This window comes from Vibrio profundi (genome assembly GCF_005281835.1).
GTDB lineage: Bacteria > Pseudomonadota > Gammaproteobacteria > Enterobacterales > Vibrionaceae > Vibrio > Vibrio profundi.
Genome location: NZ_RZIS01000003.1, coordinates 309,042 through 335,629, shown reverse-complemented (window position 1 = coordinate 335,629; position 26,588 = coordinate 309,042). Strand labels below are relative to the sequence as shown.

Sequence of the window (26,588 nt, the reverse complement as noted above, 5' to 3'; positions counted from 1 at the left end):
AGTAGAGAGGCTATTATATGAAATTACTTAAAGCGTTTTGGAAACGATTAGCAACCCCGAGTAAAGCAGCCGTTGGTGTTGTGTTATTCATGGGCTTCGCCGGTGGTTTGTTATTCTGGGGTGCATTCAACACGGGTATGGAAGCAACAAACTCGGAAGAGTTCTGTTCTGGCTGTCACGCTCCGATTGTACAAGAAATCCAAGAAACGATTCACTACTCAAACCGTTCTGGTGTTCGTGCTATCTGTTCTGATTGTCACGTACCTCACGAATGGACAGACAAAATTGTACGTAAGGTACAAGCATCAAAAGAGCTTTTTGCTTACTTTGTGCTTGATACTATTGGTACAGAAGAGAAGTTTAAAGAGCGTCGCGCACATTTGGCCGAAAGGGAGTGGGCTCGATTCAAAAACAATGATTCTCTAGAATGTCGTAACTGTCACCAGTTTGATTACATGGATTTCTCTGAACAAAGCCCACGTAGTGCTAAACAGCACTCTACGGCACTTGCTTCAGGTGAGAAGACCTGTGTGGATTGTCACAAAGGTATCGCCCATAAACTACCCGACATGCACGGTGTAGAAGGCTGGCAATAAGGAGCCCTTGAAATGAGTACATTAGAGAGTTTTATTTGGCATTTCCTTGGCTATAGCGCCATGCCAGTAATTATCCTTACAGGCTTTGCCGTTGTTGCTGGATTCTCTGTTTGGCTTCTTTCTCTTGGTAAAGACAAAGAAATCGACTAGAAAGAAATTAGTCAACTTTTGCCTATTATGCTGACACTAAAAAGCCACTGTATACAGTGGCTTTTTTATTACCTGAATATTATAAAGACACGCTTATTCGACAATTGGCAGCACTTGTTTTACGTAATTGCCAGGCGCTTGACCTATCACAGGATTTAGCTCAGACCCTCGATTAAATGGTTCTACAGGCTCGTTAGATTCAAAGCCCTGTAACCATTGATCCCAGTGTGTCCACCATGACCCCTCTTTGTGGCTAGCGTTTGTTAACCACTCCTCTGCAGAATCATCCAAATTATCGTTCAACCAATAGCCATATTTGTTTTTATCAGGGTGATTCACAATACCCGCAATATGACCGGATTCCCCCAGAACAAATGTCTTATTGCCACCTGTATTGAGTGCACCACGGTAAGTCCCTTGCCAAAGCGCAATATGATCTTCTTTCGTAGAGATAAAGTAGCTTGGGATTTTAATCTTATTCAGATCAATCCACACTCCGCCAACCTTAACGCCTTTCTCTTGAACTAATTTGTTCTCAAGGTACAAATCACGTAATAAGAAGTTATGACATTTCGCTGCAACGTTCGTGCTATCACTATTCCAGTACAAGAGGTCGAAGTCCATTGGACTACTGCCCTTCAAATAGTTATCGACATAGTAGTTCCAGTACAGGCTGTTTTCTCGCAGTAAGCTGAAAGTAACACTCAGTGAACGCCCATCCATGAAACCTTTCGACGTATTCTGTTTTTCGATAGCACTAATAATTGTGTCGTTGACGTAAGCACCGACTTCTCCCGGTTGTGAGAAATCTAGTAACGTTGTAAAGAATGTCGCGGTCTTAATGCGTTTCTTCATACGTTTCGCTGCATAGTAGGCAACAGTAGACGCCAGCACTGTCCCGCCAATACAATAGCCAGCAGCATTGATCTGCTCTTTGCCGGTAATGTCTTCGATAGCAGATACTGCTTTCACCACCCCTTCCGTCACGTAATCACCAAATTCAACATCTTTCTGTTGTTGACCTGGATTGCGCCAAGACATCATAAACACACTGTGGCCCTGCTCTAGTAACCAGCGCACCATAGAGTTCTTCTCACGAAGATCTAGGATGTAATATTTATTGATGAATGGCGGGACAATTAGAAGCGGTGTAGCGTTAACTTGAGATGTTTTAGGGTGATACTGAATAAGTTCGAATAGATCATTCTTAAATACCACGTCGCCCTCGGTATTTGCGACATCTTGACCAAGCTTAAATGCGTTGCTGTTAGTCATTCGGATCTTAAGAATATCGGCACTCGATTCTACATCAGCTCGAAGTTGCTCCAGTCCGTCTAGCAAGTTTTCACCATTTCGTTCTAGAGTTAGTTTTAGTAGCTCTGGATTGGTAGCAATGAAATTACTTGGTGATAAGGCATTGATGGCTTGGCGAGAGAAAAAAGCAACGCGCTCTTTCGTTTTCTCATCGATGCCTTCAATCGAATTAATGGTTTCTAAGTAGCTTTTGCTAAACAGGAGATAAGATTGCTTAATGAAACTATAGAAAGGGTCGTTTTTCCATGCTTCGTCGATGAAGCGTTTGTCACTACGATCTTCTGCAATGACACTTTCGGTATTTCCCATCAGTACAGCATTTTGCCAAATTTGTAGTTGCTGTTCCCACCATTGTGATTGCAGTTTGAGTAAGTCGGTAGGTTGATTGATTGCTTGTTCGAATATCTTTGATGCATCATCAAAGTTTAATTCTTGCATTGCTTGGTTGAGAGGCGACTGGGCGGCTTCCTTGCTTTGCTCAAAATTGGTCCACCATTGCTGGTTTGTTTGTTGAAGTTTAACAAGGTAGTCCGAAAAGAGGTGTTGAAACATAACATGACTCCAATAATCGGAAAATCGCCACCAAGCAGCACTTACCAAGAAGTACTGGCTTGATGGCGATTAAAATTTATGCTGGTGTAGCTGTCTTCAAGTTTTCTGTTGTTAGCGTTTCAACGTCTTCTTTGAACTCTTTAGCTACTGCTTGTAGCTTAGTGCTATCGCTCATCATTTGCTGAGATAGCTGGCTAAGAACAGCAAGCTGCTGGCTATTAAACGCAGCCAGGCCCGTCGCATCTTTGATATCCGTTACCGCTTTCATCTGCGCTAAGCCCATATCTGTGTATGTTTTCATCGCGTTCATTTGCAATTCAGTGATTGTTTGAACGTTCTTAGCTACAAGCTTGTTGAACTTAAAGTACGGTTCAAATTGCTTTTCAGTTTGGTCTGTGAAAGTTTTAAAAATGTCCGTGTACATAAGTCACTCCTGGTAGTTACATATAAAGTTAATTAAATTCTGTCTTACAATTTCAACAGTCTTACTTAAGCATTCACGCCTTTAAGTACTACTGCCGTCCCCATTCCTCCACCAACACAAAGCGAAGCAACACCATATTGAGTCTGGTTGCTGATCATTTCATGGATTAGAGAAACGATAATTCTGTTTCCTGATGCGCCTAATGGATGGCCCAATGCGATTGCTCCACCATTCACATTCACTTTTGGTTTAAAGCTGTCCATTGGTAAGTCATGCTTTTCTGCAAGCTGACGTACTACGCCCAAAGCTTGTGCTGCGAATGCTTCGTTTAACTCAAACAAGTCGATATCTTTCAAAGCTAGATCCGCTTTCTCAACGGCTTTAGTCACAGCTTCGACAGGCCCTAGTCCCATTAGCTTAGGGTCTAACCCAGACTGAGCGTAAGAAGTCAGTTCGACGAGCGGTGTTAGCCCGTATTTTTCAACAGCCGACTCTGAAGCCAGAATAATTGCGCTTGCGCCATCGTTGAGACCAGAGGCATTACCAGCTGTCACACTGCCTTCACGGTCAAAAGCAGGACGTAGCTTAGATAAACCTTCAAAAGTCGCATCGGCTTTCGGATACTCATCAGTGTCAAAGGTGATGGTTTTCTTACGCTGTTTAACTTCGACAGGCACGATTTGGCTAACGAACTTCCCAGCTTCAATAGCAGCAGTTGCTTTTTGTTGGCTTTCTAATGCGTAGGTGTCTTGATCGTGGCGAGAAATGTCTAAAGAATTAGCGATATTTTCGGCAGTAACACCCATGTGGTAGTTGTTAAAGGCGTCTGTAAGTCCGTCGTTGATCAGCAGATCTGTCATCGAAATACCACCCATCTTATGCCCATTACGAATGCTCGCTGGAACAATAAATGGAATTTGAGACATCACTTCGACACCAGCCGCTACTACAACTTCTGCGTCTTGGCTCTTGATATGAGAAGCAGCGTCCATCACAGATTTCATGCCGCTTCCACAAATCATGTTTACGCCATAAGCAGGGACTTCTTCAGAGATACCTGCAGCTAAAGAAGCTTGTCTTGCTACGCCCATTCCTTGACCAGCAGAAATAACATTGCCAACAATCACTTCATCGATCAGCTCGGCTGGCAGGTCCACCGAATCCATTGCACCTTTAATGGCAACACCGGCTAAATCACCCGCTGTAATGTCTTTTAATGTTCCTGTAAATGAACCGAGGGGCGTTCTTTTTGCAGCAACGATAAATACTTTTTCCATGATTTAATTCCTTGTATGAAGCGATGCACTATTAGTGCATGTATAAGCCGCCGTTTACTGACAGAGTCTCACCTGTGATATATGCGCCAGAGTCGCCAGCTAAAAAGCTAACGGCTTTACCGATCTCTTCAGGTGTAGCCAAACGTTTCATAGGAATTTGTGCTTTGATCGATTCAAGCACTTCAGGCTTCATTTGTTCGACCATTGGGGTTGCGGTATATCCTGGTGCAATAACGTTAACAGTTACTGCGCTTCTCGCGCCTTCAGCAGCAAGCGCCTTTGAAAAGCCAATCATTCCAGCTTTCGCCGCAGAATAGTTCGCTTGCCCGAATTGACCTTTCAAACCATTCACAGAGGAGATATTAATTACACGGCAATTGCCTTTTTCACACATTGCAGCAAATAAAGGCTGGGTAACGTTAAATACACTGTTTAAGTTAGTGTCAATCACCGCTCTCCAAGATTCAGCGTCCATTTTCTTGAACACGCTATCACGAGTAATACCGGCATTGTTTACAAGCACATCGATAGTGCCCTCTTCTTCCAGCAACTGACTTAAGCGCTCAGCACATTGCTCAGTATTAGTTACATCCAGTTCGAAAAGCCTAACCTGATCTTCAGTAAAACCCTTTTCTGTAAACCATTCCAATGCGCATTCGTAATTACCCGTGAAGTAAGTTGCAATTACTCTATATCCATCTTCAACCAGTTTTGAAGAAATAGCAGAACCAATTCCACCTTTTGACCCAGTAATTAAAGCAAGCTTTTTCATTTATGATTCCGTCCCTTACAAGCAGTTTAATAACACTTTCATTAATAAAACCTATTAACTAAACAGAATTAATTTTTATTATTATCAATCTGTTCAACTTCTACTAATTAAACTAACGGACTATTGTTACAATTCAAAAACAAATTTTCACGATATTCTAAAATAAGACTTCGATCCCATTAATATGAAATGTTGTATAATTGTAAACAGATTTAAGGTATTGATTTTAATAGGTATATTTTAAAAACATTTTCATCAACAGCCAGGTAACTCATTGAAACAAATCAATTTAAACATGTTGCGTATGCTTGTTGCAGTATTAATGTCATATTGCAGTCACTATCTATTAATAGAACAAATATCTATTGTTAGCCTAAAGTCATATTTACAATCTTATAGTTTATGCCTGCACTTAATTCGTAAAGATAAAAATCAAAACCATTTAGCCGTGTATATAACCAAGTTAAAAACATAAAAAAAACCTATTACTAAACGAGTAATAGGTTTCTATTTATGGGTGAGAATAATTACAACAGGGTTACTTTTACATATATAACATTAAACCTAAAGGACGAATGTTTCTTTACTTACGATATCGAGATAAATCTTATTCTCTAGTTTCATCCCACCGCAGTAAATAAAATAAACTTCTTTACCTTCATACTTTATAGATTTAACCCAACCACCTAGCTCTTCGAAATCCTCAGGTGAACAATCTCCCTTATTGAGTAGCTCTTGAGTGGCATCTCTGAATTGCTGTCGATATACCTTAAGATCATCGGATTGCTCTAAGTAAGAATCGAGAATCTCTAGGCCTTCTTCTTTGGATATAACAACTTCTTCATTACTTAAGCCTTCTAACGAGATCCACTCTGCGACTTCCATCCCACCTTCTTCAAAAACGATATAGTCAGAAATTCTCGCCCATTTATCTCTCTTTTCAAGAACCTCGACTTCTTCGCCTTTATACAAGTAACCTTCAATAACAGCATCTTCACTTGGATCACTTAGAATAGGTAATTTCCTTTCTTTGACAAAAAACTGAGTCATATTCTCAGACATAGACAGATCCATAATAGGCTTTTCATCCATGGCCCCGTCTTTTTGATCGTCAGTCATCATAGAAGATTCGTCTTCAGAACTTTCCATAGGCTCTTCTTTCATAAAGAAATAGTAGTACCCAGCTCCCCCTCCTCCTAGCAAAAGAAGGACTACGACTGCAATGATGATTTTCTTCATGATTCACTTAACCGTTTGTTTATCTTTATCAATTAAGTGTACATCAACTTATCCGACTGCTCATCTATACTAACTAGTGAAATAAATAAGTGAGATATGGCTCAATAAGACACTTGGGTAACTAATGGACAAACTGGCTCAATACATACCTATGATTTGGCTAACCTCTTTATCTTTTGTGTTTAGCCAGTTCACCTATGCTGAACACTGTAATGAGCAAGCATGGAACCATTTGCTGGACAAACAGCACCAAGTTGAGAATTGGTACAACCAAAATTCAATGGGCTTTAACGAACTGTTGTCACAACACGATGCGCAGGTGTTCATGAGCAAAGAGTTCACAGAGCAGGAACTAGCGACTTTTTGGCATCCAGACAAACGGGCATTCCACAAAAAGCTAAATGATCAAATTCAAAGTGCGATTTATTTGTCGGAGCTTATCTCTAGTCGTTCGCTCTTGATCACTGAAAAAATGGACGAGGTTTTAGGCCTAACCTTGGCATGGAAAAAAATCAGTATTCATTGCTTAAAGGCGAATTACCCAGTCAACTATCAAACCAGCTTAAGCAATATCCGCAGTTCAGAATCGCTTCAATCCGATTTATCCAACCTAAGAGATAAATACGATGTACTTGGCGCCCGCTACATCCAAGAAGCTAAAATCATCCAACAAACCAAACATTAACTCCGTTTTCTATCACTAAATTTGCGTTTATATATAATTTTAAACTATGTGTTCTAAACGGAACTTTGACGGTAATTATTGTTTCATTTATCAACAACTTGTTTAAGTTCCCATCAAAACCCAATAATAATTGCGATATACATCACAAATTGATTTACAGGGCTAAGAATTTTGTTATCATAAGATTTCATATAACTTAACAATAAATATTAATCTGGCTAGGTGTATGCAAAAAAACAAAGTTTTCAATCGCTTGAATGATATTGAGTGCCCGGTCGACGTAAAAGCTAAGCTTTTATCTGTTGTACAGCACATGGAAAAATTTGGTTCGGTAAGTGAACTAGAACTTTGCAAAATCTTTGGAGAAGTAATCTGGAACGATGGTAAGGACTACCATTCACATGCGTTTTCATTTCGTATTGATGAAGAAAAACGTCACTGTTTAATTTCTAGATTCAAGTACCACTAGAAACACCGAAAAAGGAGCTCTTTATGAGCTCCTTTTTTCATTACGTTACCCGCAGCAACACTACTGATAAATTGGTAACGGCGCGTTACCTTTCACTTGCCTTATCGCAAGATGTGTATGGATATCTTTCACGTTTTCAAGACGCTGGAGCTTTCGAGTAAATTCTTCGTACCCAGTAAGATCCTTACTGACCACTTCTAGCAAGTAATCATAGGCGCCGGAAACAACATGGCAACTAATCACTTCTTCCATCTGTACAATTGCACTTTCAAAGTTTTCAATTGACGTCACTTGGTGGTTATTCAAACTCACTTCAACAAAAACCGTCATCGCTATCCCAGCTTTGCCTCTTGATAGGCTTACTCGATATCCGCTGATAATACCTTGCTCTTCGAGCCTTTTTATCCGTCGCGCACAAGGTGAAGCCGAAAGACCAACCTCCTCTGCCAGTTGCGCTGTAGTGAGCCTTCCGTCCTTTTGCAGCAACGACAGTAAATGCAGATCTATTCTATCCATAAAAATTCCACTTTGATTATTTCCACCAACTTACAACATAAAATTGGTGGATTACACCCTAATAATTAAAATTATTATCACATTTGCCAACATAAACCCCACTAACAAAATCATAATATTCGCATCTACCACTAAAACTAATAACGTCGATGAAATACGGATATATGGCAATCTGCGTCACCCTTCTTCTTTGGGCTGGATTTTTTCTTTCCCTAAAAGGTGGTGCAAACTCGGATCTCACCCCAGCAGATATTGCGTTAACCCGCTTCGCCCTTCCCGCTTTATTACTCTTCCCTCTTGTATGGAAAAGCCGACAAGCCATACTAAATGTGCCTCTACGCTATTTAATTGGCATGTTCATTGGCTGCGGGCTTCCTTATCTACTCGTCGCTGGCTTTGCAATGAACTTCGTCCCCGTTGCTCACGGCAGTGCTTTAGTCCCAGGTACCCTACCTCTTTTTGTGACGGGTATTGCAGTGTTGCTGTTTAATCAGCCCTTAAGCAGTCACCGCGTTACAGGCTTAGTATTCATAGTGATTGGAATTGGGATTTTCTTAGCGACAAGTATCAACAGTTACGATTGGCAGCAAACTCAAGGTCACTTGCTGTTTTTGCTTGGCAGTTTAATGTGGGCGATATTTACGATCTCAGCGCGTGTTGCGAATTTGCACGCACTAGTGAGTGCAGGGTTTATCTCACTGGTTTCAACCCTAGTTTTATTTGTTTTAACCTTAACTGGTGTGCTTGATAGTCACCTCTATAAAACGTCAGTGAATGCTTGGCCAGTTGATGAGTTATTAGTCCATATATCATTACAAGGCGTTGGCGCTGGCTTAATTGCTGCATTCACCTATTTGTATGCGGTAGGCAAACTTGGTGCAGAGCGTTCAGCTGCGTTTGGCTCAGCGACACCTGCCATCGCAACACTGCTTGCCATACCAATTTTTGGGGAAGTTCCTGACCTTGAGACCTGGGCAGCGCTGTTCTTCATTTGTGTAGGTAGCTTAATTGCGAGCAACATATTTATGAAAGAAGATAGCTCACTGAATTATCAGCCGCCTAAAAATGCGTAAATATCACTAGAGCTGCTATCAATACTTAGTATGAATTTGGCCTGATGACTCTTATTTTGTAGTTAGGCCAAAACTCCATTACACTAGCGCCCCTTTTCTTCCTTGCAAAGAGACCAGCAATGCAACGCGATTACACGCTTAATAGTTTACTAACTATGCCACGCCATGAACTTGAAGAATTCAGCCTACGTATGATTCACCGCCTCGTTCCAGAAGAAGCGATGAACGAACTGTTTACGTTTGAGCAAGAAGAAATTACGAGCGAAGAACGCATGCAATCAGCGAAATTTGACGCTATGTTGCGAATGACGGCCATTGCATTGGGTGAAGTCAACCTAGCCTTCTCAGAATCTGAAAACTCTCAGCAAAACATAGAGCGTATGACTCGATTATTGCTTTGGCACTTCTATTCCATTTCCTTCAATTTAGAAGAAGCCATCGATTTGGAAACACACTGTGCCAAAGTCGAAGATATTTTAAAGAAAGCACCGACTGACGCTTTTGGTTGGGTGAAAGAACTGACAGAGCTTCTTCACTACTACGCTAAAGTAAATGAAGAGAAATCATAAATAATCAGACATTAAAAAAGCAGCCAACTAGGCTGCTTTTTGTTACCAGCGAATTCGCTTTAATTACGCGTAGTTCGCATCTACTAATTCGCTTGTTTCTACTTTCGTCACTTCAGCGCGGTTTTCTAACCAGGCTACCACTAGTGCTTTTTCTTCTTCAGTTACTGAGCGGTAGCGCTCTGTCGAACATAAGAAGCCTTCAAACAGTTCAAGGCCTCCACCACCGAAACACAGTTCAATGCTGTCGATGTAATCAATGAACTCATCAACGAACGAATCGTATGCATCGAAATCTTTGATCGAAGTAACGCAGCTTACTTCAAAACCTAGAATCGCAAACTCACCTAAATACAGCTTTTTGCGGATACGACGATTTTTATTGTCTAATTTATCTAGTTTCATGATGTTCTCACTTTCAGGTTTAGTACGGCATTTATACACGGTTTTCTGCAAATTCCAACGCCTTCGTTCCAAAATTATAATAATGAATAACTTAGGAACAAAAGGTTAACGAAATACACCACAAAACGTCATGTTCTTCTACCAGCATTACTCCCACATTAACTCCTACAAAAAACACACTGGTAAATAACTGATGAGCAAAGCAACTTTTGACGCAACTTTATATAACAAAAGCAAAAACAAACCATTCGATGATGTACTTCAGGCTAACCTTTCTAGAAGAAAAGTACTTAAAGGAGGCCTAGGCTTAAGTGCAATGACTGCATTTGGGGCATTCGGGCTCACGGGCTGTAACGAAACATCGTCGGGCACCAACGGAGACTCTCAAGGCGGACAAAGCAACGCCGTGTTGAATTTCGATTCGATTTCAGGATCACTAACTGATGGCGTTGTCGTTCCTAATGGCTACACAGCTCAAGTGCTTGTGCCTTGGGGAACACCACTAAACGCCTCGGGTAACCTTTGGCAAGATGATGGCTCTAACACAGCAGAAGACCAAGCAAACGCACTAGGTATGCATCACGACGGTATGCACTTTTTCCCGATCAGTGCAGATGGCAATGACGGACTTTTAGTCATAAACCACGAATACATTGACCAGGATGCTCTCCACCAAAATGGACCAACGTCTAGTAATAATGATCGCCTTGATATCGACGAAGTTCGTAAAGAAATTAATGCTCATGGTGTATCTGTTGTCCGTATAACTCTTGAAAATGACGTCTGGAAAGCAATAGACACTGATCCACTAAACCGCCGATATACAGGCGCGACGACAATGGATATTTCAGGGCCACTTGCTGGGCATAACTCTCTTGTAACCAAGTTTTCTCAGGATGGAACCCAAGCCCGAGGAACACTTAACAACTGTGGGAATGGCTATACACCTTGGGGAACTTACCTGACCTGTGAAGAAAACTGGCCAGGTTACTTTGTTAACGAAGGTTCATTAACAGCAGATCAAGAGCGCATTGGTGTTTCAGATACTAGCACCCGCTACGGGTGGGACACATTAGCTGGCAACAATGAAGAAAACGATGATGAATTTGCCCGATTTAATGTTACCGAAATAGAAGCTTCTGCAAGTGAAGACTACCGAAATGAAGCCAATGGTCATGGCTATATCGTCGAAATTGACCCGTATACACAAGACTCAATCGCTAAGAAACGCACAGCTCTAGGGCGATTCCGTCACGAAGGTTGCACTTTCGGCAAACTCACTGAGGGTCAGCCTGTTGTATTCTATTCTGGCCATGATTCGCAGTTCGAGTATCTGTATAAGTTTGTCTCAAAAGCGAATTGGGAAGAGGCCGACGCGACTCCTGATAACCGTTTAGCAACCGGTGACAAATATATGGATGAAGGGACGCTTTATGTCGCCAAGTTCAACGAGGATGGAAGCGGCAACTGGCTGGCGCTTACGTTAGAAACCGAAAAGCCTGGTGGCGGCACATTAGCTGATGATTTCGATAGTATTGCTGACATTATTATAAACACCGCAGGCGCTGCTGATTTGGTTGAAGCAACCCCAATGGATCGCCCAGAATGGTGCGCTGTAGACCCAATGACAGGAGCGATCTATTTAACGCTGACCAACAACACTCGACGCGCTGAAGATCAAGTTGATGCGGCAAACCCTCGCGCCAACAACAAGTTCGGCCACATCATTCGTTGGGATGAGGGAGATACAGTCACAAGCTTTGATTGGGACATTTTCGTATTCGGCTCGCCAGCAAATGCAGACTCTGAAGAAATAAACCGTTCAGGCTTAACGGATTTGAACCAATTTGCAAGTCCTGACGGGTTGGCGTTCGATGGCCGTGGCATTCTCTGGATTCAAACCGACAACGGAGCTTCAGAAGTCACGAGTTACACTAATGACCAAATGCTGGCAGTCGTCCCGACTCGATTAGATGATGCCAACGGAGAAGATCGAGCCATCAGTGAATCCAACCAAGCTGAGCTTAAGCGATTTTTTGTAGGTCCAAATGGTTGTGAAGTGACTGGTTTTGCCATTAGCCCTGACTACAAGTCAGTGTTTATCAATATTCAACACCCGTCAAACTGGCCTTACAGCGATGATGCCACTGAAGTTACTCCAGAAGGTCAACCTGTTCGCCCGCGAGCTTCAACAGTAGCGATTCGCCGTGTCGATGGGGGCGAAATTGCCGTCTAATCATTAGCTGTCTATTCATAAAGCCAAGGCGCAATTCTTTGAGTTCGCCTTGGCAATTTTGCCCACAAAAGCCAATGAAATAATTTAGAAACAAAAGCTTAACGAAACATGCGATAAAACGTCATGTTTCTCAATCAGGATTGCTCTCAAATTAATTCCAATAACAAAACCACTGGGAAATACACAGATGAGCAAGGAAACCTTTGACGGTACTTTATTTAACAAGAGCAAAAACAAACCATTTGAAGATGTACTAGAAGCGAGTCTTTCAAGAAGAAAAGTACTTAAGGGTGGCCTAGGTCTAAGTGCGATGACAGCGTTTGGCGCATTTGGCCTTTCAGGTTGTAATTCAACCACCACGTTAACTGGAGCGTCATCACAAGCAAAACAGAGCAGTGCGGTATTAAACTTTGACTCTGTAGCTGGCTCATTAACAGATGGCGTTGTCGTTCCTAACGGCTACACTGCTCAAGTATTGGTTCCTTGGGGCACGCCATTAAATGCTATGGGCAACGAGTGGAAAAAAGACGGTTCAAATACAGCTCAAGATCAAGCTAACGCTTTAGGAATGCACCATGACGGAATGCACTTCTTCCCTCTAAATACCAGTGGTACGGACGGCCTGCTTGTTATTAACCACGAATACATTGATGTCGATGCACTTCATCCGAATGGCCCAACTTCACAAAGTGATGTACGAACAATCGTTGATGAAGTTCGTAAAGAAATTAATGCTCATGGTGTGAGCGTAGTGCGCATTACCCTTAACGACAACACGTGGGAGCTTGCAGACACTGACCCACTAAACCGCCGCTACACTGGCGCGACCGTTATGGACATATCTGGCCCACTTGCTTACCACGATTCAGTAAAAACCCGTTTCTCTCAAGACGGTAGCCAAGCTCGCGGCACATTAAACAACTGTGGTAATGGTTATACACCATGGGGGACCTACCTTACTTGTGAAGAAAACTGGCCAGGTTATTTCGTCAATAAAGGCAAAACTACGCCAGCTCAAGAGCGTATTGGAGTTTCCACCACAACAACACGTTACGGCTGGGATACATTGTCGGGTAATAACGAAGAACGCCTAGACGAATTTACGCGTTTTGATGTGACTCCTTCAGGTGCTTCTGCGTTAGATGATTACCGTAACGAGGCAAACGGACACGGCTATATTGTTGAAATCGACCCTTATACACAGCACTCTCGTGCGAAAAAGCGTACTGCTCTTGGTCGATTCCGGCACGAAGGTTGTACTTTCGGTAAACTCACCGAAGGTGAACCTGTCGTTTTCTACTCTGGGCATGATTCTCGATTCGAGTACTTATACAAATTTGTTTCAGAAGCGAAGTGGGATCCAGCAGATGCTAACACTTCAAATCGTCTAAGCACTGGCGATAAGTACATGGACAAAGGCACACTGTATGTCGCTAAGTTCAACGATGATGGCAGTGGTAACTGGCTTCCTTTGACGATGGTAAGCCAAACCGTCAACGGTGGTACATTAAGCGACACCTTTGACTCTCTTGCTGAAATTATTATCAATACAGCGGGCGCTGCGGATTTAGTCGGTGCAACTCCGATGGATCGCCCTGAATGGTGTGCAGTTGACCCAATGACTGGTACAGCCTACCTAACGCTAACGAACAACACTAAGCGTAAAGAAGGTAACTCAGCTAACCCTAGAATCAATAATAAGTTCGGCCACGTGATTCGTTGGGACGAAGGCTCTTCCGCTACAGATTTCGATTGGGATATCTTTGTATTCGGCGCTCCAGAAAATGGTGGTAGTCAGATTAACCGCTCTGGTCTAACTGATCTAAACCAGTTTGCGAGCCCAGATGGCTTAGCATTCGATGGACGCGGCATTTTGTGGATCCAAACCGACAATGGTGCATCAGAAGTTACCAGCTACACCAATGACCAAATGCTTGCCGTTGTGCCATCAACGCTAGTAGATCAAAATGGTGAAAGTGAAGTTATTAATTCACAAAACCAAGCTCAGCTTAAGCGCTTCTTTGTAGGCCCGAATGGGTGTGAAGTGACAGGCTTTACTATCAGCCCAGATTACAAATCGCTGTTTATTAACATCCAGCACCCTGGAAACTGGCCATACAGTGAAGATGCTACGCAAGTCACTCCAGCAGGCGTTAACGTACGCCCACGAGCTTCAACCGTAGTCATTCGTCGTAAAGACGGTGGTGAAATCGCTGTTTAACCATTACACAGCATGCTAAATAAAAAGGCGAAGTCTAGAGACTTCGCCTTTTTATATTTAACTCAGAACTTTAATTATGAAAATAGCCCAGAGAAAAATAGTTTAATCGTATCCAATAAACGCTTAAACATGCTGCCTTGTTCGACCGATTCTAGCGCGATCAGTGGCTGTGACTTAATGTCTTCCCCATCCACCGTATAGTGAACTTGCCCAAGCACAGCTCCTTTTTCAATCGGTGCTTTTAGATCGCTACTTAGCTCCACTGATGCGCTGAGTTTATTACGATCGCTGCGTGGCAATGTCACGTAAGTATCTTCTCCGACACCAAGCTTGATGGAGTCCTGTTCACCAAACCAGACTCGTTCGGCTGTGACTTCATCGCCTTGTTTGTGTGGGTTAACCGTGTCGAAAAAACGAAATCCATAACTTAACAGCTGCTTACTTTCCGATTCTCTGCTCTTGGCGCTGGATGATCCCATAACAACAGCGATTAAACGCATGTCACCTTGAGTAGCAGAGCTAGCAAGGCTGTAGCCCGCTCCAGAAGTAAAACCGGTTTTCATACCATCAACATTCAGGCTGCGATCTCTAAGCAAGCCATTGCGGTTATATTGGGTGATGCCGTTGTAAGTGTATGATGTCTCGCTATACAGGCTATAAATATCTGGTAGGTCGCGAATAATGGCTTGGCCAAGTAGCGCGATATCATAAGGCGTTGAATAAAGATTCTCAGAGTCTAAACCGTGTGCATTGGCAAATTGTGTATTCGTCAAGTTAAGCGTCGCTGCCCATGAGTTCATCAGCCCTACAAATGCGCCTTCCGAGCCTGCTACGTGTTCTGCAATTGCAACACTAGCGTCGTTACCAGACTGAACAATTAAACCACGGTACAAGTCCATCATTTGGACGTCCGTGTTGACCTCGATAAACATCTTTGACGAATCAGGGAAGTTTTTCGCCCACGCATTACGACTGATCGTCACTTGATCATCTGCGGATATATTCCCACGCAACATTTCTTGCCCTGCGACATAGGCGGTCATGAGCTTGGTTAAGCTTGCTGGATTAAGAGGGGTGTTCGAATTCTTCTCGACAAGAACTTCACCAGAATGGAAGTCCATTAATACGTAACCTTTCGCTCCGAGTGAAGGCGGATCCGGTACGATAGTAGGAGCGGCAAAAGCAGAAACGGCGAATGATAAGGAACTAAGAATTACAAGTGGAGACTTGAACGAAAACTTCATTTGAGAGATATCCTGAAAAATCATTTTTCTCAGTATATATAAGGTTCTATCTAAAGGATGAGAAGTTTACTAACATTTACGTTTATCTAAAATTAGTTACACATTGCGCTGTAACTATGCGAAATAGCTCAAGAAAACAGAGCTTAGTCATACAAGAAAAGTATAACTAAGCTCCGTAATATTAAACCGATTAAGAGAGTTTAAATTTGTCCATCTCTTGATTCAGTTCCGTCACTCGATCCCTAACCTGATGCGTGGTTTGGTCAGAGTTTTGGCTGATCAGTGATACCCCTTCGACAGAGCTTGTTACACCATCCACCAGCTCGGTAATAGCCTGCGTCGCATTCGATTGTTGATCTGCCGCTGATGCAAGATTCAGCATCTGTTCATTCAGATTCGCAATAAGTTCCGTTGTGGAATTCAATTTCGCCACCGCTTGCTCGGTGTGCGAAGATCCTTCTTTCGCTAAACCTTGGCTCAACTCAATCTCTTTCACAACAGAAGAAGTCGAACTTTGAATTGCATTAACAATAGTATTGATTTCAGTGGTCGATTCCGTAGTACGCGTGGCCAACATCCGAACTTCATCCGCCACCACAGCAAAGCCTCTGCCGTACTCACCCGCACGTGCCGCTTCAATCGCTGCATTTAGTGCTAACAAGTTCGTTTGTTCCGCCAGCCCTTCAATTACTTCCGTTACACGGCCAATCGCTTCACTTTCTTTGCTCAACTCATTCACTAAACGATTTGCTTTGTCGATAGTCTCATCCAATTTGATGGCAACGTTTCGGTTACTATCTAGCGCTGAAGCGCCTTCAGATAGCTCTTGCTGAGAATCACTTAATGACTGTACCGATTCTTGAGCCAGTACCGCCGTATTGTTTGCCGATTGCGAAACCTCTCCGATCTCTTGGCTCATTCGATCAATATTGAGTTTTTGGTTTTCGACTTGATCCAAGGTATCACGGTTACATTGCAGTAACTCAGACATGCTCGAATCAACTTGGCTTGCCTTACTCGTTACACCATCAACAATATCTCGAAGTGCAGCGTTCATTTGGTTAATTGATACCGTCAGCGTAGTCAGTTCATCTTGCCCTTCTACTTTGAGCTCAGGCTGAGAAACATCACCTTGCGCAATAAGTTCTGCTCGCTTCGCCACTCTTGCGACTCGCGAACCAATACTGCGGCCTAAGTATCTAGCGATCAGAATGGCGATCAAAGACACCACAATTGCCGCAGCAATCAACAGTGTGCTGACTTGCTGAACATTCTTCTGAATGCCCTGCCCACTCTGATCCGCTAACGCTTGTTGATCAGTAACGATGGTTTCTAAGCTTTGTTCCAGTGTCGTTGCATTAGGGATCACGACACTCGACATGAATGCATTGGCTTTGTTCCAATCTGGAGATTTTCTTAACGCTACGACTTGGTCTGCAAGTGGGAAATACAACTGCTGCATTTCTTTGAAAAGGTCCCACAAGCCTTGATCACTTCGTGACATCAACTCTACTTTAGTGTCGATTTCTGCTACCGATTTTTCATGGGATTTAATGAAATCACCATACTTCTCTAGATAATCATCATGACCATAGATCAAGAAATCGCGCATTGATGCCAGCGCATTGGCCAAAGAAGTGTAACTGTCGGCATAAAGTCTGAATAAACGTTTACGCTCGCCACCATCTTTATTTGAGGCTTCGTCGTTAATCAAACCTTGGAGTTGATCAAGCGCTACCTCAGCAATAGGTGCAGCTTCATTAATGAACAGGTTATGAGCTGGAAGGTTTTCATCGCTATGCGCCAGTTCGCTGAGCTCTGTAAGAGACTGGTTAAACGCTTGCCATTGCGCTTGAATTTGCTCATACCTATCAACGGATAAATGTTGCTCTAGAGTAGGAATAGTATTTGTGGTTTGTTCTGAAATGCTCGCCAAATGGGCCAGTTGTTGTTGCCCTAGAACTTCATCGTTGCCAAGCAACATATAGGCGCGAACAGTAGACAGGCTGGCTTGTACCGACTGACCAATAGCGCGACTGGTATCTACAGTAGGTAAATCTGTGGTTAACAAAGAGTGAGTGTGTTCCTCAACAGTGCTCACGCTACGATAAGTAAAACTAGCAGATGCGATAAATAGTACGACAAGTAACAGAAAACCTAGCTGCAACTTACTGGATATCGAAAGCTTCATCCTTAAGCTCCTTTAAAAAATTTGAGCCAATATATCACGAGTTAATTAATTGTTAACTATTTCGCAAATATGCTGTGACTATTATCTCTTTCAATAATAATGTAACGACCCTGCTCGTATATCCATCAGTTAATATGGACAACCTCAAATGATAAAGGGTGACGCTCTGTCACCCTTAGTTATAGTTTACTATTGCCAATCAAGCGTTATGGTTTCTCGCCGTGAGAACAAATCCACATGCCCTTCAATGATAGATTTAAGCCTAGTTAGCAACTCTTCGCTTTCGGTTCGGCAATGAATTGTTAACTTTTGAGCGTCATTGTCAGCTTCGAATTCAGTGACACCGATGGGAAAATCGACTCTTCCTTCGGACTCATCCCACTTCGCTGGTACTTTTCTCGCAAAATGACGGCACATTACCGTTAAATATTTACTGGCATGTTCTGTCTGAATTTCCACTCGAGATTGAAATATTTGGTTCATCTAATCTTCTCTCGATTCCGGCTTAGAACTGATACGCCAGTGACAGCTTATAGTTACGTCCAGGTTCGTAATCATCCGCTACCGCCGTTCTGGCCATGCCGTTACGCGAAGCGTGAGACACATATAGCTCGTCGAATACGTTATCAATGCCAAACGTAACACTTAGGTTTTCCACATCAGACGGCAACCATTGCGCGTAAAGGTTGTGAACATCGTAAGCTTCTTTTGGTTCAGAAAGATCGGCTACGTTGTCTTCTTCTAAGACCACAATCGAAGTCCAACCAAACAGTGTATCAATAGAGTCGGCTTGATAATCAAAAGTCAGGGCGATGCTATCACCGATGTCACTGCTATTGCCGTTATCCGCGATAATTGGCCCACCATTGGTTTTATCTTCATTATCAGAACGTGAGTAAGAAACTTTCGATTGGAACATCTCATAGCCGTATGTCGCACTTAACTCAAAACCTTGAATTTCCACATCACCCAAGTTGTAGATTCGGTAAGAAGCCGTCGCACCTTGATACGCTTCAGCGATGTAATCATCAATGCTCGTTTTGAACGCTGTAAAAGTTGCACCCAAATAATGATTATCAATTTGCTTATCAAAGCGAATACCCGCTTGGCTGTTTTGCCCTGTTTCCGCTTTAATATCCTCATCCATGTATGCGACATCTTGATAGCGGATATAAGTCTCTAGTAGCTCAGGTCCTTTAAACAAAGAACGCGTACTTGCAAACACAGCCCAGTCTTGTGCGAACTGCCAATCTGCCGCCAAAGCCCACGTTACTTCGTTAAAGCTCTTATCGCTTGTTGTTGCGTCACGCTGGAAGTCATCGTAGCGCAAGCCTGCGGTTAAGAATAAATCGTCTGTTAGATATAGCGTGTCTTCTACAAACACTGCGATCGAGGTCGTCGACTCTTCCATGAACTTATCGCTACCGTAGTAACTGCTTGTAGTGCGATCAATATAGTCAGCGCCGTATACCGCGGTGTTGTCAAAACCAGACAAAGAGAACTGAGATTGGAATTTTGTCGTTACGCCAACATTTTGGTTTTCTGCTGTGTTCTCAGATAAACGTGTCGGGCGCCAGCCATTGATTACTGACTCATCACGAACAATTTCAGTGGTGCTGGAGTATACATTCACCTTACCTGTGTGCTGCTTGCCACGAAGCTCGTAAGTCGCGGTCAATGTATCGCGGTCGTAATCTGTCGGGACTAGATCTTCACCCGTCAGCGAGTTATTGGCAGAACCTGACATATCAGGTCGAGGATTATAATCTCCGCTATCTCGATACATATCTGCGCTTAATTGGAAGCGATGCAGTTCAGACGGCTCAAACCCAACCTTCGCGAGTACGTTATACACATCACCCGCTGCACCATGTGTTTCTACACCGTCACCATCTTCAAAGTTATCTCGGCTCACACCGTGACCGTAGATTAGGGCGTCAACTTTATCACTCAATTTACCGTAAAGCGTGATAGAACCTTGCTCGCTATCATTTGAAGCCACGCCACCAAAAACACGAACACCGAACGTTTCGTCATAGCGTAACAAGTCTTTGGCATCCTTCGTTTCAAAATAGACTGCGCCACCTAGACCAGACTGAGTCACCGAGTTGTTACCCACTTGAATATCGGCCGATTTAATGATGTCAGGATTGAGTGTTAGGTTTCCAATATGGTGGAACATGTTTGCGTGTTGCGACGCGCCGTCTAGGCGAATATCTAGATCGGTTTCGCCCATACCACGAATGTTAATGCGCTGGTTGACGGAGTGTGTTCCCCCAACATCGACACCCGGGATATCACGCAGTAAGTCCGACATATGATCCGCCTGCTTCAATGACATGTCATCGGCATACACGGACTCAGAGCTACTTGATACTTTTGTTCCCCATACGACCACTTCTTCAAAATTCGTTTGCTCTTCTTGAGCAACAGCCGTACTGCTAAGCGCCATACCGATTGCAAAGCACAACAATGTTTTTCTTTTGGGATTGATATTCACCGTTTCCATGAAACTTTTCCTAAATACAAATGATAATAATTCGCAAACATGGTAAGTTTCAATTTCATTAATAGATAGCTGAATGACTTATGCGAAAACGCACAATTGTTATGAGAAAACGTAAGTCGGCATGAGGAACAATAAAATGGCTATGCAACAAGTTAAGGCTAACCGAAAGTCATTACAAAAAGTCGCGCTAACTAAGAAAATAGAAGATTCAGAGAAGCAGCTCATTGTTAGCCAACATAGAAAAGTGGAGTCTCCACTGGTGGAAGGAAAGTTTGTCTCGTACCGCTGCGGCGAGCATTATTCACTTCACGGAGGGCAAAGCTTTGAGCTAACCGACTCCGAGGTTGTTTCAATAGCCCCCGCGTCAGTGATCATCACTATCTTACTCGACGGGCAGTTAGAGTTTGGCTATAACCAGTTAAACTTTAAGTTAGACGCCGCGGAGAAAGCACAGGGCGTGATCGTCAATTTGGACAAGCCCACTAACTTCAGACGGAAAATTGTCTCTGGGAACCAAGTCACCAAACTCAATATCATGCTGTCACCAAGCTGGCTTACCTCACTTAATCAAGGGGATAACCCAAATATACCCTTTCTAAACTGCCCCGATACTTACCAAAGTCTGCACATCAACGACACTATCGTGCAGTTAGCTCAGCAACTCATTCACGGTAAAAATGACCCTAACTGGCTGCAATCCATTCATACCGAGGTGCTGAGCCATCAATTGATTTTTGAAGTTTGTCAGCAACTAAGCCAGAGTCAATTTGTCCAAGCCAGCGCCCAACAAAATGCGCCCGTGAATCTGGATAAAGATGAGAAAATTAATCAAGCGATCCACTACATTGAATCGAACTTAGACCAAGACATTAGTTTAGAAATGTTGGCTTCAAACATGGTGATGAGCATTTCCAACTTACAGCGCAGATTTAAGCAAGAGTTAGGGCTGACGGTAGCAGGTTATATACGTCAAAGACGCTTAGAAATCGCAAAGCAGCATTTGGAGCGAGGCTCCATGAGCATTACCGAAGCGGCGTATGATGCAGGCTATTACCACCCTTCGAACTTTTCAAACGCGTTCAAGAAAGCGTTTGGAGTTTCACCCACCCACTTCCTTGAACAGCAAACGAAGCCATAAAAGCTAAGGGGGTAGACAAACCTGCAAATTATGCCGATCCACAGTACTCCACACCTTTGCGAAAGAATAAGCCTAGGAGCGACTGAAGAATATACTGGAATTGTTCAGCTCACCGAGTTCACGCATCCGCTAGTGATAAGTACACATGCGCTTGCCTTCTACTTCCATCACATTAAACGGGGTTTCGTAGATTGCGCTTAACACATCTGCATCAATCACCTCATCAACCGTACCACTCGCGACTACCTTGCCTTTCTTTAACGCAATAATGATATCTGAGTAGCACGAAGCAAAGTTGATATCGTGGATCACTACCACCACGGCTTTGTTCATTTCATGGGCCAAACGCTGAATGTTTTTCATGATCTGTAGCGAATGCTTAATGTCCAAGTTATTCAAAGGCTCATCTAGAAATACATAATCCGTGTCTTGCGCAATGACCATGGCGATAAAAGCGAGTTGCCTTTGGCCACCACTTAGCTCATCTAAGTATTTATTTTCTATGGTTTTCAAATCTAGATATTCGATCGCCTGATCGATAATTTGGTTATCACCTGCAGTGAGCTTTCCTTTTGAATAAGGAAAACGGCCAAAAGACACCATTTCTCTGACAGTAAAGCGCATCGAAATGGTATTGGCTTGGCGCAAAACCGCGAGCTTCTTAGCAAGCGCTTTGGTATCCCAATCGACCAGTTCACGACTTTCAATCAATACTCTACCGCTGTCTTTATCCATCAAGCGACTTGCCATGGAAAGCAAGGTACTTTTCCCCGCCCCGTTCGGGCCAATAATCGAAGTGACCTTCCCTTTTTCGAATTCGGCACTCGCTTGTTCTACAACCGCATTTTTGCCAAAGTGCTTGGTTAACTTTTCTAACTTAATCATGTTTTTCTACACCACTTTATTGCGCACTAGCATTGAAAGGAAATACACACCACCGACAAAGTTAATTACGACGCTCAGTGTTGTTTCAAATTGGAAAACGTTTTCAACAAGCCACTGCCCAGAAAGCAAAGTCGCCGCTGATAACAATGAACAGCCGGTCAGAAGTACCTTATGCTGATAAGATTTAAACCATTCACGGGTCAAGTTTGTCACAAGTAGACCAAAAAACATGATTGGGCCGACAAGCGCTGTAGAGATCGCAATCAAAACAGCAGAAAGCACCAAACACTGGCGAGTGACACTTTTTACATCCACTCCCAAACTTAATGCGTTGTCATTATCTAACCAAAACACGTCGAGCGTTCTGTGCAATCGAAATAGCAAAGCACTGACCCCGAGTAACACTGGCGTGCACCAATACACCAAATCCACATTGACATTGTTAAAGCTTGCAAACATATTCCCCAGCGCCGTCGCAAAGTCATTTGGGTCCATCAACATAATGAAAAAGCTCGCGATGTTAGCGAACAACTGGCCAAAAATAACCCCAAGTAACAGCAACACTAGTAGGTTGGCTTTCTTCTTTTGAAAATAGAAACCGAACAAAACCAATGAAAACACCAGCATTAACGCAGTAGAAAACATAAAGTTCAAAAACGGGTTTAGAATAAAAGCACTTAAGCTGCCAAAAATCACAACCATCAGTACTTGCGTCAAAATATACAATGAGTCAAAGCCCATAATACTTGGCGTTAAAATCCGGTTGTGGGTGATGGTTTGAAACACCATTGAAGATTGGGCAATCGCGACCGCGGCCAGGATCATGGCGAGAACTTTTGGTACTCGTCTTGAGAGAAAATACTCATAGTTATCTGCATTTAAGCCAATGCCAATAAATAGCCCCGAGAAGACGACCAACACCACCAGCAAGATGATTAAACGACTAGAGTCACGCACGTTTCTCACCTCGCAACACAAAGTAAATAAACACCGCACCGCCTAACATACTGATGATCATTGAAATCGGAACTTCGTAAGGGAAAATAATTGTTCGACCCATTAAATCGCATACCAAGACGATAAGGGCGCCTGCGATCGCGGTGATTGGGATATTTTTACGTAAGTTGTCACCAAAATAGCGACTGACAATGTTTGGGACTATCAGGCCTAAGAAAGGTAATTCGCCAACGATCATTACAACGCTTGCGGCCATTACCGACACTAGCACCACGCCAATAATCAACACTTGCTGATAGTTCAGGCCAAGGTTAGTTGCAAAATCTTTACCCATACCCACTGCCGAGATTCGCGTTGCGTACAGATAACTGAGAATGGAAACAGGTACAGCGATAAACAGTAACTCGAAGTCACCACTTAAAATATTGGCGAAGTTCGCGACAGTCCATCCGGATAAGTTCTGAACCGCATCGTATTTAAACGCGATAAAATTGGCCATCGAGTCAACGACATTACCGAAAACTATCCCGATTAAGGGCACAAAAACTGCGTTTTTAAATTGAATACGGCTAATGAATTGAACGAACACCAACGTGCCAAGCATAGATACACCGAAAATGAGCCATAAGTTTTCACCATGACCAAAAATCACTAGGCTAAGTACATAGCCCAACATCGCACATTCGATGGTTCCTGAAGTTGAAGGGGCTGCAAAACGGTTTTGGCTAATTTGCTGCATGATCAAACCAGCAATACTTAACCCAGCGCCCGCTAAAAGAATGGAAAGTAGCCGTGGGAATCGGCTAGTGAAGAGTAGTTCTATCGCTTGAGTATCACCGGCGACGATCGCCGCCAGTGAAACATCGCTAACCCCAACAAACAGTGAGGTAAAACTCAGTAGCAATAGAACAAGCAATAACCTTTTCAAAGTTAACCTCTGCTTGTAATAGTGCTTATTTTAGGCCGATTGACTGTTTAACGTCGGTGACCATTTGCTCCGTTGCGGTCACACCAGCAATCGATAAATACCAGGCATTAACATCTAGGAAGGTCATTGAACCGTTTTGGTAAGCATCCGTTGCTTTTACCAAGTCATTTTCAAAGTTTTGCGCGGTATTACTCTCGCCCTTGTTGACCAGCTTATTACGGTCAACGACAAGCAGCGTGGAAGGATTCGCTTCACGGATAAATTCGTAAGAAATAAGATCGCCGTGACGTGTTGGTTTAATGCCTTTAATCGTTTCTTCGAATCCGAAATCTTTATAAATTGAAGAAAAACGCGACTCGGCACCGAATGTCGTAATATTGCTGCCCGAGCTCATAACCGTTAATGCGTCGATGTTATTCTTCTGGTTATACGCTTTGATCTGCTGGAATTGAGCATCAAGCTTATCAATCGTCTGTTCGACTTTCTCTGAGTTATCAAAAATCTCAGCCAGCATCCGCCACTGCTCTTGAGTGCTTGCCCAGTAACCTTTGTTGGCATCCGCAGCAAATAAGACCGTTGGCGCAATATCAGAAAGCTCTTTGTATTTGTCTGCAGCTCGACCGCCAATGATGATGAGATCAGGCTTCTGCATATATATATTTTCGAAGTTTGGTTCAAACAAGCTACCTGCGGCAGCATAGTCATCTGAGTAATATTTGGCTAAGTAGCCTGGCAATGTACCGGCCTTAGCTACCGCGACAGGTTTAACCCCAAATGCATCAAGCGCATCCAGTGCTCCAACCCCAATCACTACCACTCGTTCAGGGCTTTTTTCCAGCGTTGTTGTGCCCAAGGAGTGCTCCACTGTGACGGGAGCAGCCATTGCAGTTGAAGAAAATAAACAAACTAAAGCTGAAGAATATAAGCGGTTCATAGCGATTCCTAAAAATATTACGACAAATAATGATTTCGATACTCATTATCATTAAGATTTCGAAATATAACTATAAACAATTTTAATAGCAACAAGGTTACTAAGGTTTTAGTGCCGGAACATCTCTAAGAATCATTGAGATGTAATGCGTTACTCGCTCTTGTCTTTTTTCAACGCTTAAGCCTTGCTCTATCCCGCTCTGAGCTAATGTTTGCCATTGAGGATGTGTGACATTAGGAGTATAGAAAACCAAATAAAGTGAACCTTTCTCTGCTGGTTTGCCATTTTCATCATAGAAAGGGACACCAGTCGATAAGTTGGTGTATTCGAAAATCGTCTTATCTTGTAAGACTGACTCTGATGCCAGACCAAACCCGACGATCACATCCCCTACCTTGCTGGAAGGTTGCAGCTGGTAACCACGTTGTGCCATTTCGTGAGTGATGGCATTTCGTACCATCTCTGTGACTTCGGGGCTGTCTACTTCATCCGATAAATAGCTGCGTTCTGAGTTAGGGTGCCATGAATAGGTTCGTACATTACTTTTCATAAAGTTGAAATCACCGCTGGTCACGATCCCATAATCATGTTGTATTACAGGCACCTGTGTTGTGCATGCTGTCAGTAGTGTAATTACTCCAGCGAGTATCATCCGTTTCATATGCAACGATCCTTGGTCAATTCTGTTTCGATTAAGCCTATCACTCAACATAAACAGTAATTTATCGTTAGGAAACACTATTAAACGTTTGCGTAATCGCTAACCTTCACTTATGCCAAATTTGGGGCTTTCATCACAAATTCACGCTTGTTATAGTTCACCACAGTTAAATATAACCAGACCATTCGAGGCATGGAGCTTCCTCACTAATCTCATGGAGAGAAGAATTGGTACCGACCGACAATCGGCAAATTAAGAGGATCAAACAATGGAATTCAATATGGTTGAAATTTTAGGTTACGCAGCGTCTATCATGGTCGCTATCTCACTGACAATGAAGGATATCGTTCGTCTACGCGTACTTAACTTTATCGGTTGTGGTTTGTTCACCGCATACGGTGTCATGATTGATGCATGGCCAGTAGTGGCAACAAATGGTTTCATTGCATGTGTAAACATCTACTTCCTTGCGAAAATGCAGCAAGAGAAGAAAGCAGAATCTTTAAAGGCTGCTAAAGCTTAACGCTTACCCCATTCAATATAAAAAGCCCAAACAGCAATGTTTGGGCTTTTTAGTACCTAAGGAACAAGCCCTAGGAAACTAAGAGTTTGAGCATGTACTTTCGACACCTACTCATCGAAAGTA

26 protein-coding genes are annotated in these 26,588 nt (G+C 43.0%); 10 read left to right on the top strand and 16 right to left on the bottom strand.

Annotation, left to right across the window (positions count from 1 at the left end):
* The first annotated feature begins 17 nt into the window (after positions 1 to 17).
* Both ELZ11_RS10320 and ELZ11_RS10315 read left to right on the top strand, forming a co-directional pair.
* Positions 18 to 596 carry a NapC/NirT family cytochrome c gene (locus ELZ11_RS10320; RefSeq protein WP_137357324.1) on the top strand — a complete coding sequence of 193 codons (579 nt, stop codon included), beginning with the start codon at positions 18 to 20 and terminating at the stop codon, positions 594 to 596.
* A 12-nt stretch (positions 597 to 608) separates the two neighbouring features.
* Positions 609 to 746 (top strand): TIGR02808 family protein, encoded by a 138-nt coding sequence (locus ELZ11_RS10315; RefSeq protein ID WP_137357323.1) that lies wholly within the window; start codon positions 609 to 611, stop codon positions 744 to 746.
* Between the two features lie 93 nt (positions 747 to 839).
* On the opposite strand, the gene phaC is transcribed toward ELZ11_RS10315, so the two are convergent.
* From phaC to ELZ11_RS10290, 5 genes are all read right to left on the bottom strand, one after another.
* Positions 840 to 2,612, bottom strand: a complete 1,773-nt coding sequence (phaC, locus tag ELZ11_RS10310) for a class I poly(R)-hydroxyalkanoic acid synthase (protein ID WP_137357322.1) — start codon at positions 2,610 to 2,612, stop codon at positions 840 to 842.
* Positions 2,613 to 2,688: 76 nt separating this feature from the next.
* Complete coding sequence (locus ELZ11_RS10305) at positions 2,689 to 3,036, bottom strand: phasin family protein (RefSeq protein ID WP_137357321.1); 348 nt, start codon at positions 3,034 to 3,036, stop codon at positions 2,689 to 2,691.
* Between the two features lie 65 nt (positions 3,037 to 3,101).
* Positions 3,102 to 4,313 carry an acetyl-CoA C-acetyltransferase gene (locus tag ELZ11_RS10300; RefSeq protein WP_137357320.1) on the bottom strand — a complete coding sequence of 404 codons (1,212 nt, stop codon included), beginning with the start codon at positions 4,311 to 4,313 and terminating at the stop codon, positions 3,102 to 3,104.
* Positions 4,314 to 4,344: 31 nt separating this feature from the next.
* A complete protein-coding gene (locus ELZ11_RS10295; protein WP_137357319.1) occupies positions 4,345 to 5,085 on the bottom strand; it encodes an SDR family oxidoreductase in 741 nt (246 codons plus the stop codon).
* 564 nt (positions 5,086 to 5,649) lie between these two features.
* Entirely contained in the window at positions 5,650 to 6,324 is a 675-nt protein-coding gene (locus ELZ11_RS10290) for an SH3 domain-containing protein (RefSeq protein WP_137357318.1), read from the bottom strand.
* 124 nt (positions 6,325 to 6,448) lie between these two features.
* On the opposite strand from ELZ11_RS10290, the gene ELZ11_RS10285 reads away from it, so the two are divergent.
* Together ELZ11_RS10285 and ELZ11_RS10280 are read left to right on the top strand one after the other, a co-directional pair.
* Positions 6,449 to 7,009, top strand: a complete 561-nt coding sequence (locus ELZ11_RS10285; RefSeq protein ID WP_137357317.1) for a hypothetical protein — start codon at positions 6,449 to 6,451, stop codon at positions 7,007 to 7,009.
* A 226-nt stretch (positions 7,010 to 7,235) separates the two neighbouring features.
* Positions 7,236 to 7,478 carry a hypothetical protein gene (locus tag ELZ11_RS10280; protein ID WP_137357316.1) on the top strand — a complete coding sequence of 81 codons (243 nt, stop codon included), beginning with the start codon at positions 7,236 to 7,238 and terminating at the stop codon, positions 7,476 to 7,478.
* Positions 7,479 to 7,538: 60 nt separating this feature from the next.
* On the opposite strand, the gene ELZ11_RS10275 is transcribed toward ELZ11_RS10280, so the two are convergent.
* A complete protein-coding gene (locus ELZ11_RS10275; protein WP_137357315.1) occupies positions 7,539 to 7,994 on the bottom strand; it encodes an Lrp/AsnC family transcriptional regulator in 456 nt (151 codons plus the stop codon).
* A gap of 149 nt (positions 7,995 to 8,143) precedes the next feature.
* On the opposite strand from ELZ11_RS10275, the gene ELZ11_RS10270 reads away from it, so the two are divergent.
* Positions 8,144 to 9,067: a DMT family transporter gene (locus tag ELZ11_RS10270; protein ID WP_137357314.1), complete on the top strand. Its 924-nt coding sequence runs from the start codon at positions 8,144 to 8,146 to the stop codon at positions 9,065 to 9,067.
* Between the two features lie 119 nt (positions 9,068 to 9,186).
* Entirely contained in the window at positions 9,187 to 9,636 is a 450-nt protein-coding gene (locus ELZ11_RS10265) for an exoribonuclease R (protein WP_137357313.1), read from the top strand.
* 63 nt (positions 9,637 to 9,699) lie between these two features.
* On the opposite strand, the gene ELZ11_RS10260 is transcribed toward ELZ11_RS10265, so the two are convergent.
* Entirely contained in the window at positions 9,700 to 10,038 is a 339-nt protein-coding gene (locus tag ELZ11_RS10260; RefSeq protein ID WP_137357312.1) for a YggL 50S ribosome-binding family protein, read from the bottom strand.
* A 193-nt stretch (positions 10,039 to 10,231) separates the two neighbouring features.
* On the opposite strand from ELZ11_RS10260, the gene ELZ11_RS10255 reads away from it, so the two are divergent.
* Both ELZ11_RS10255 and ELZ11_RS10250 read left to right on the top strand, forming a co-directional pair.
* Positions 10,232 to 12,274, top strand: coding sequence for a PhoX family protein (locus tag ELZ11_RS10255; RefSeq protein WP_137357311.1), 2,043 nt, complete (start codon positions 10,232 to 10,234; stop codon positions 12,272 to 12,274).
* A 187-nt stretch (positions 12,275 to 12,461) separates the two neighbouring features.
* Positions 12,462 to 14,495 carry a PhoX family protein gene (locus ELZ11_RS10250; RefSeq protein ID WP_137357310.1) on the top strand — a complete coding sequence of 678 codons (2,034 nt, stop codon included), beginning with the start codon at positions 12,462 to 12,464 and terminating at the stop codon, positions 14,493 to 14,495.
* Between the two features lie 74 nt (positions 14,496 to 14,569).
* Here ELZ11_RS10250 and ELZ11_RS10245 read toward each other — a convergent pair whose 3' ends face one another.
* From ELZ11_RS10245 to ELZ11_RS10230, 4 genes are all read right to left on the bottom strand, one after another.
* Complete coding sequence (locus tag ELZ11_RS10245) at positions 14,570 to 15,739, bottom strand: D-alanyl-D-alanine carboxypeptidase family protein (RefSeq protein WP_137357309.1); 1,170 nt, start codon at positions 15,737 to 15,739, stop codon at positions 14,570 to 14,572.
* A 190-nt stretch (positions 15,740 to 15,929) separates the two neighbouring features.
* Positions 15,930 to 17,930, bottom strand: coding sequence for a HAMP domain-containing methyl-accepting chemotaxis protein (locus ELZ11_RS10240; RefSeq protein ID WP_137357308.1), 2,001 nt, complete (start codon positions 17,928 to 17,930; stop codon positions 15,930 to 15,932).
* A gap of 189 nt (positions 17,931 to 18,119) precedes the next feature.
* A complete protein-coding gene (locus ELZ11_RS10235) occupies positions 18,120 to 18,413 on the bottom strand; it encodes a DUF2218 domain-containing protein (protein ID WP_137357307.1) in 294 nt (97 codons plus the stop codon).
* Between the two features lie 22 nt (positions 18,414 to 18,435).
* Complete coding sequence (locus ELZ11_RS10230) at positions 18,436 to 20,439, bottom strand: TonB-dependent siderophore receptor (protein ID WP_137357306.1); 2,004 nt, start codon at positions 20,437 to 20,439, stop codon at positions 18,436 to 18,438.
* A gap of 136 nt (positions 20,440 to 20,575) precedes the next feature.
* Between ELZ11_RS10230 and ELZ11_RS10225 the strand changes: the two genes are divergently transcribed.
* Positions 20,576 to 21,577 carry a helix-turn-helix domain-containing protein gene (locus ELZ11_RS10225; RefSeq protein WP_244291641.1) on the top strand — a complete coding sequence of 334 codons (1,002 nt, stop codon included), beginning with the start codon at positions 20,576 to 20,578 and terminating at the stop codon, positions 21,575 to 21,577.
* A 129-nt stretch (positions 21,578 to 21,706) separates the two neighbouring features.
* Here the strand turns inward: ELZ11_RS10225 and vctC are convergent, their stop codons facing one another.
* The 5 genes from vctC to ELZ11_RS10200 all read right to left on the bottom strand — a co-directional run bounded on the left by vctC (position 21,707) and on the right by ELZ11_RS10200 (position 25,942).
* Entirely contained in the window at positions 21,707 to 22,462 is a 756-nt protein-coding gene (vctC, locus tag ELZ11_RS10220) for an iron chelate ABC transporter ATP-binding protein VctC (RefSeq protein ID WP_137357305.1), read from the bottom strand.
* Positions 22,463 to 22,468: 6 nt separating this feature from the next.
* On the bottom strand, positions 22,469 to 23,419 hold the full coding sequence (locus ELZ11_RS10215; RefSeq protein WP_137357304.1) for an iron chelate uptake ABC transporter family permease subunit: 951 nt from the start codon (positions 23,417 to 23,419) through the stop codon (positions 22,469 to 22,471).
* Positions 23,412 to 24,347: an iron chelate uptake ABC transporter permease subunit VctD gene (gene vctD, locus ELZ11_RS10210; protein ID WP_137357303.1), complete on the bottom strand. Its 936-nt coding sequence runs from the start codon at positions 24,345 to 24,347 to the stop codon at positions 23,412 to 23,414. Before vctD ends, ELZ11_RS10215 begins: the two co-directional genes overlap by 8 nt.
* A gap of 25 nt (positions 24,348 to 24,372) precedes the next feature.
* Complete coding sequence (locus tag ELZ11_RS10205) at positions 24,373 to 25,281, bottom strand: siderophore ABC transporter substrate-binding protein (protein WP_137357302.1); 909 nt, start codon at positions 25,279 to 25,281, stop codon at positions 24,373 to 24,375.
* 100 nt (positions 25,282 to 25,381) lie between these two features.
* Complete coding sequence (locus ELZ11_RS10200) at positions 25,382 to 25,942, bottom strand: DUF4136 domain-containing protein (protein WP_137357301.1); 561 nt, start codon at positions 25,940 to 25,942, stop codon at positions 25,382 to 25,384.
* A gap of 268 nt (positions 25,943 to 26,210) precedes the next feature.
* On the opposite strand from ELZ11_RS10200, the gene ELZ11_RS10195 reads away from it, so the two are divergent.
* Entirely contained in the window at positions 26,211 to 26,465 is a 255-nt protein-coding gene (locus tag ELZ11_RS10195) for a YgjV family protein (RefSeq protein ID WP_137357300.1), read from the top strand.
* The last annotated feature ends 123 nt before the right edge of the window (positions 26,466 to 26,588 follow it).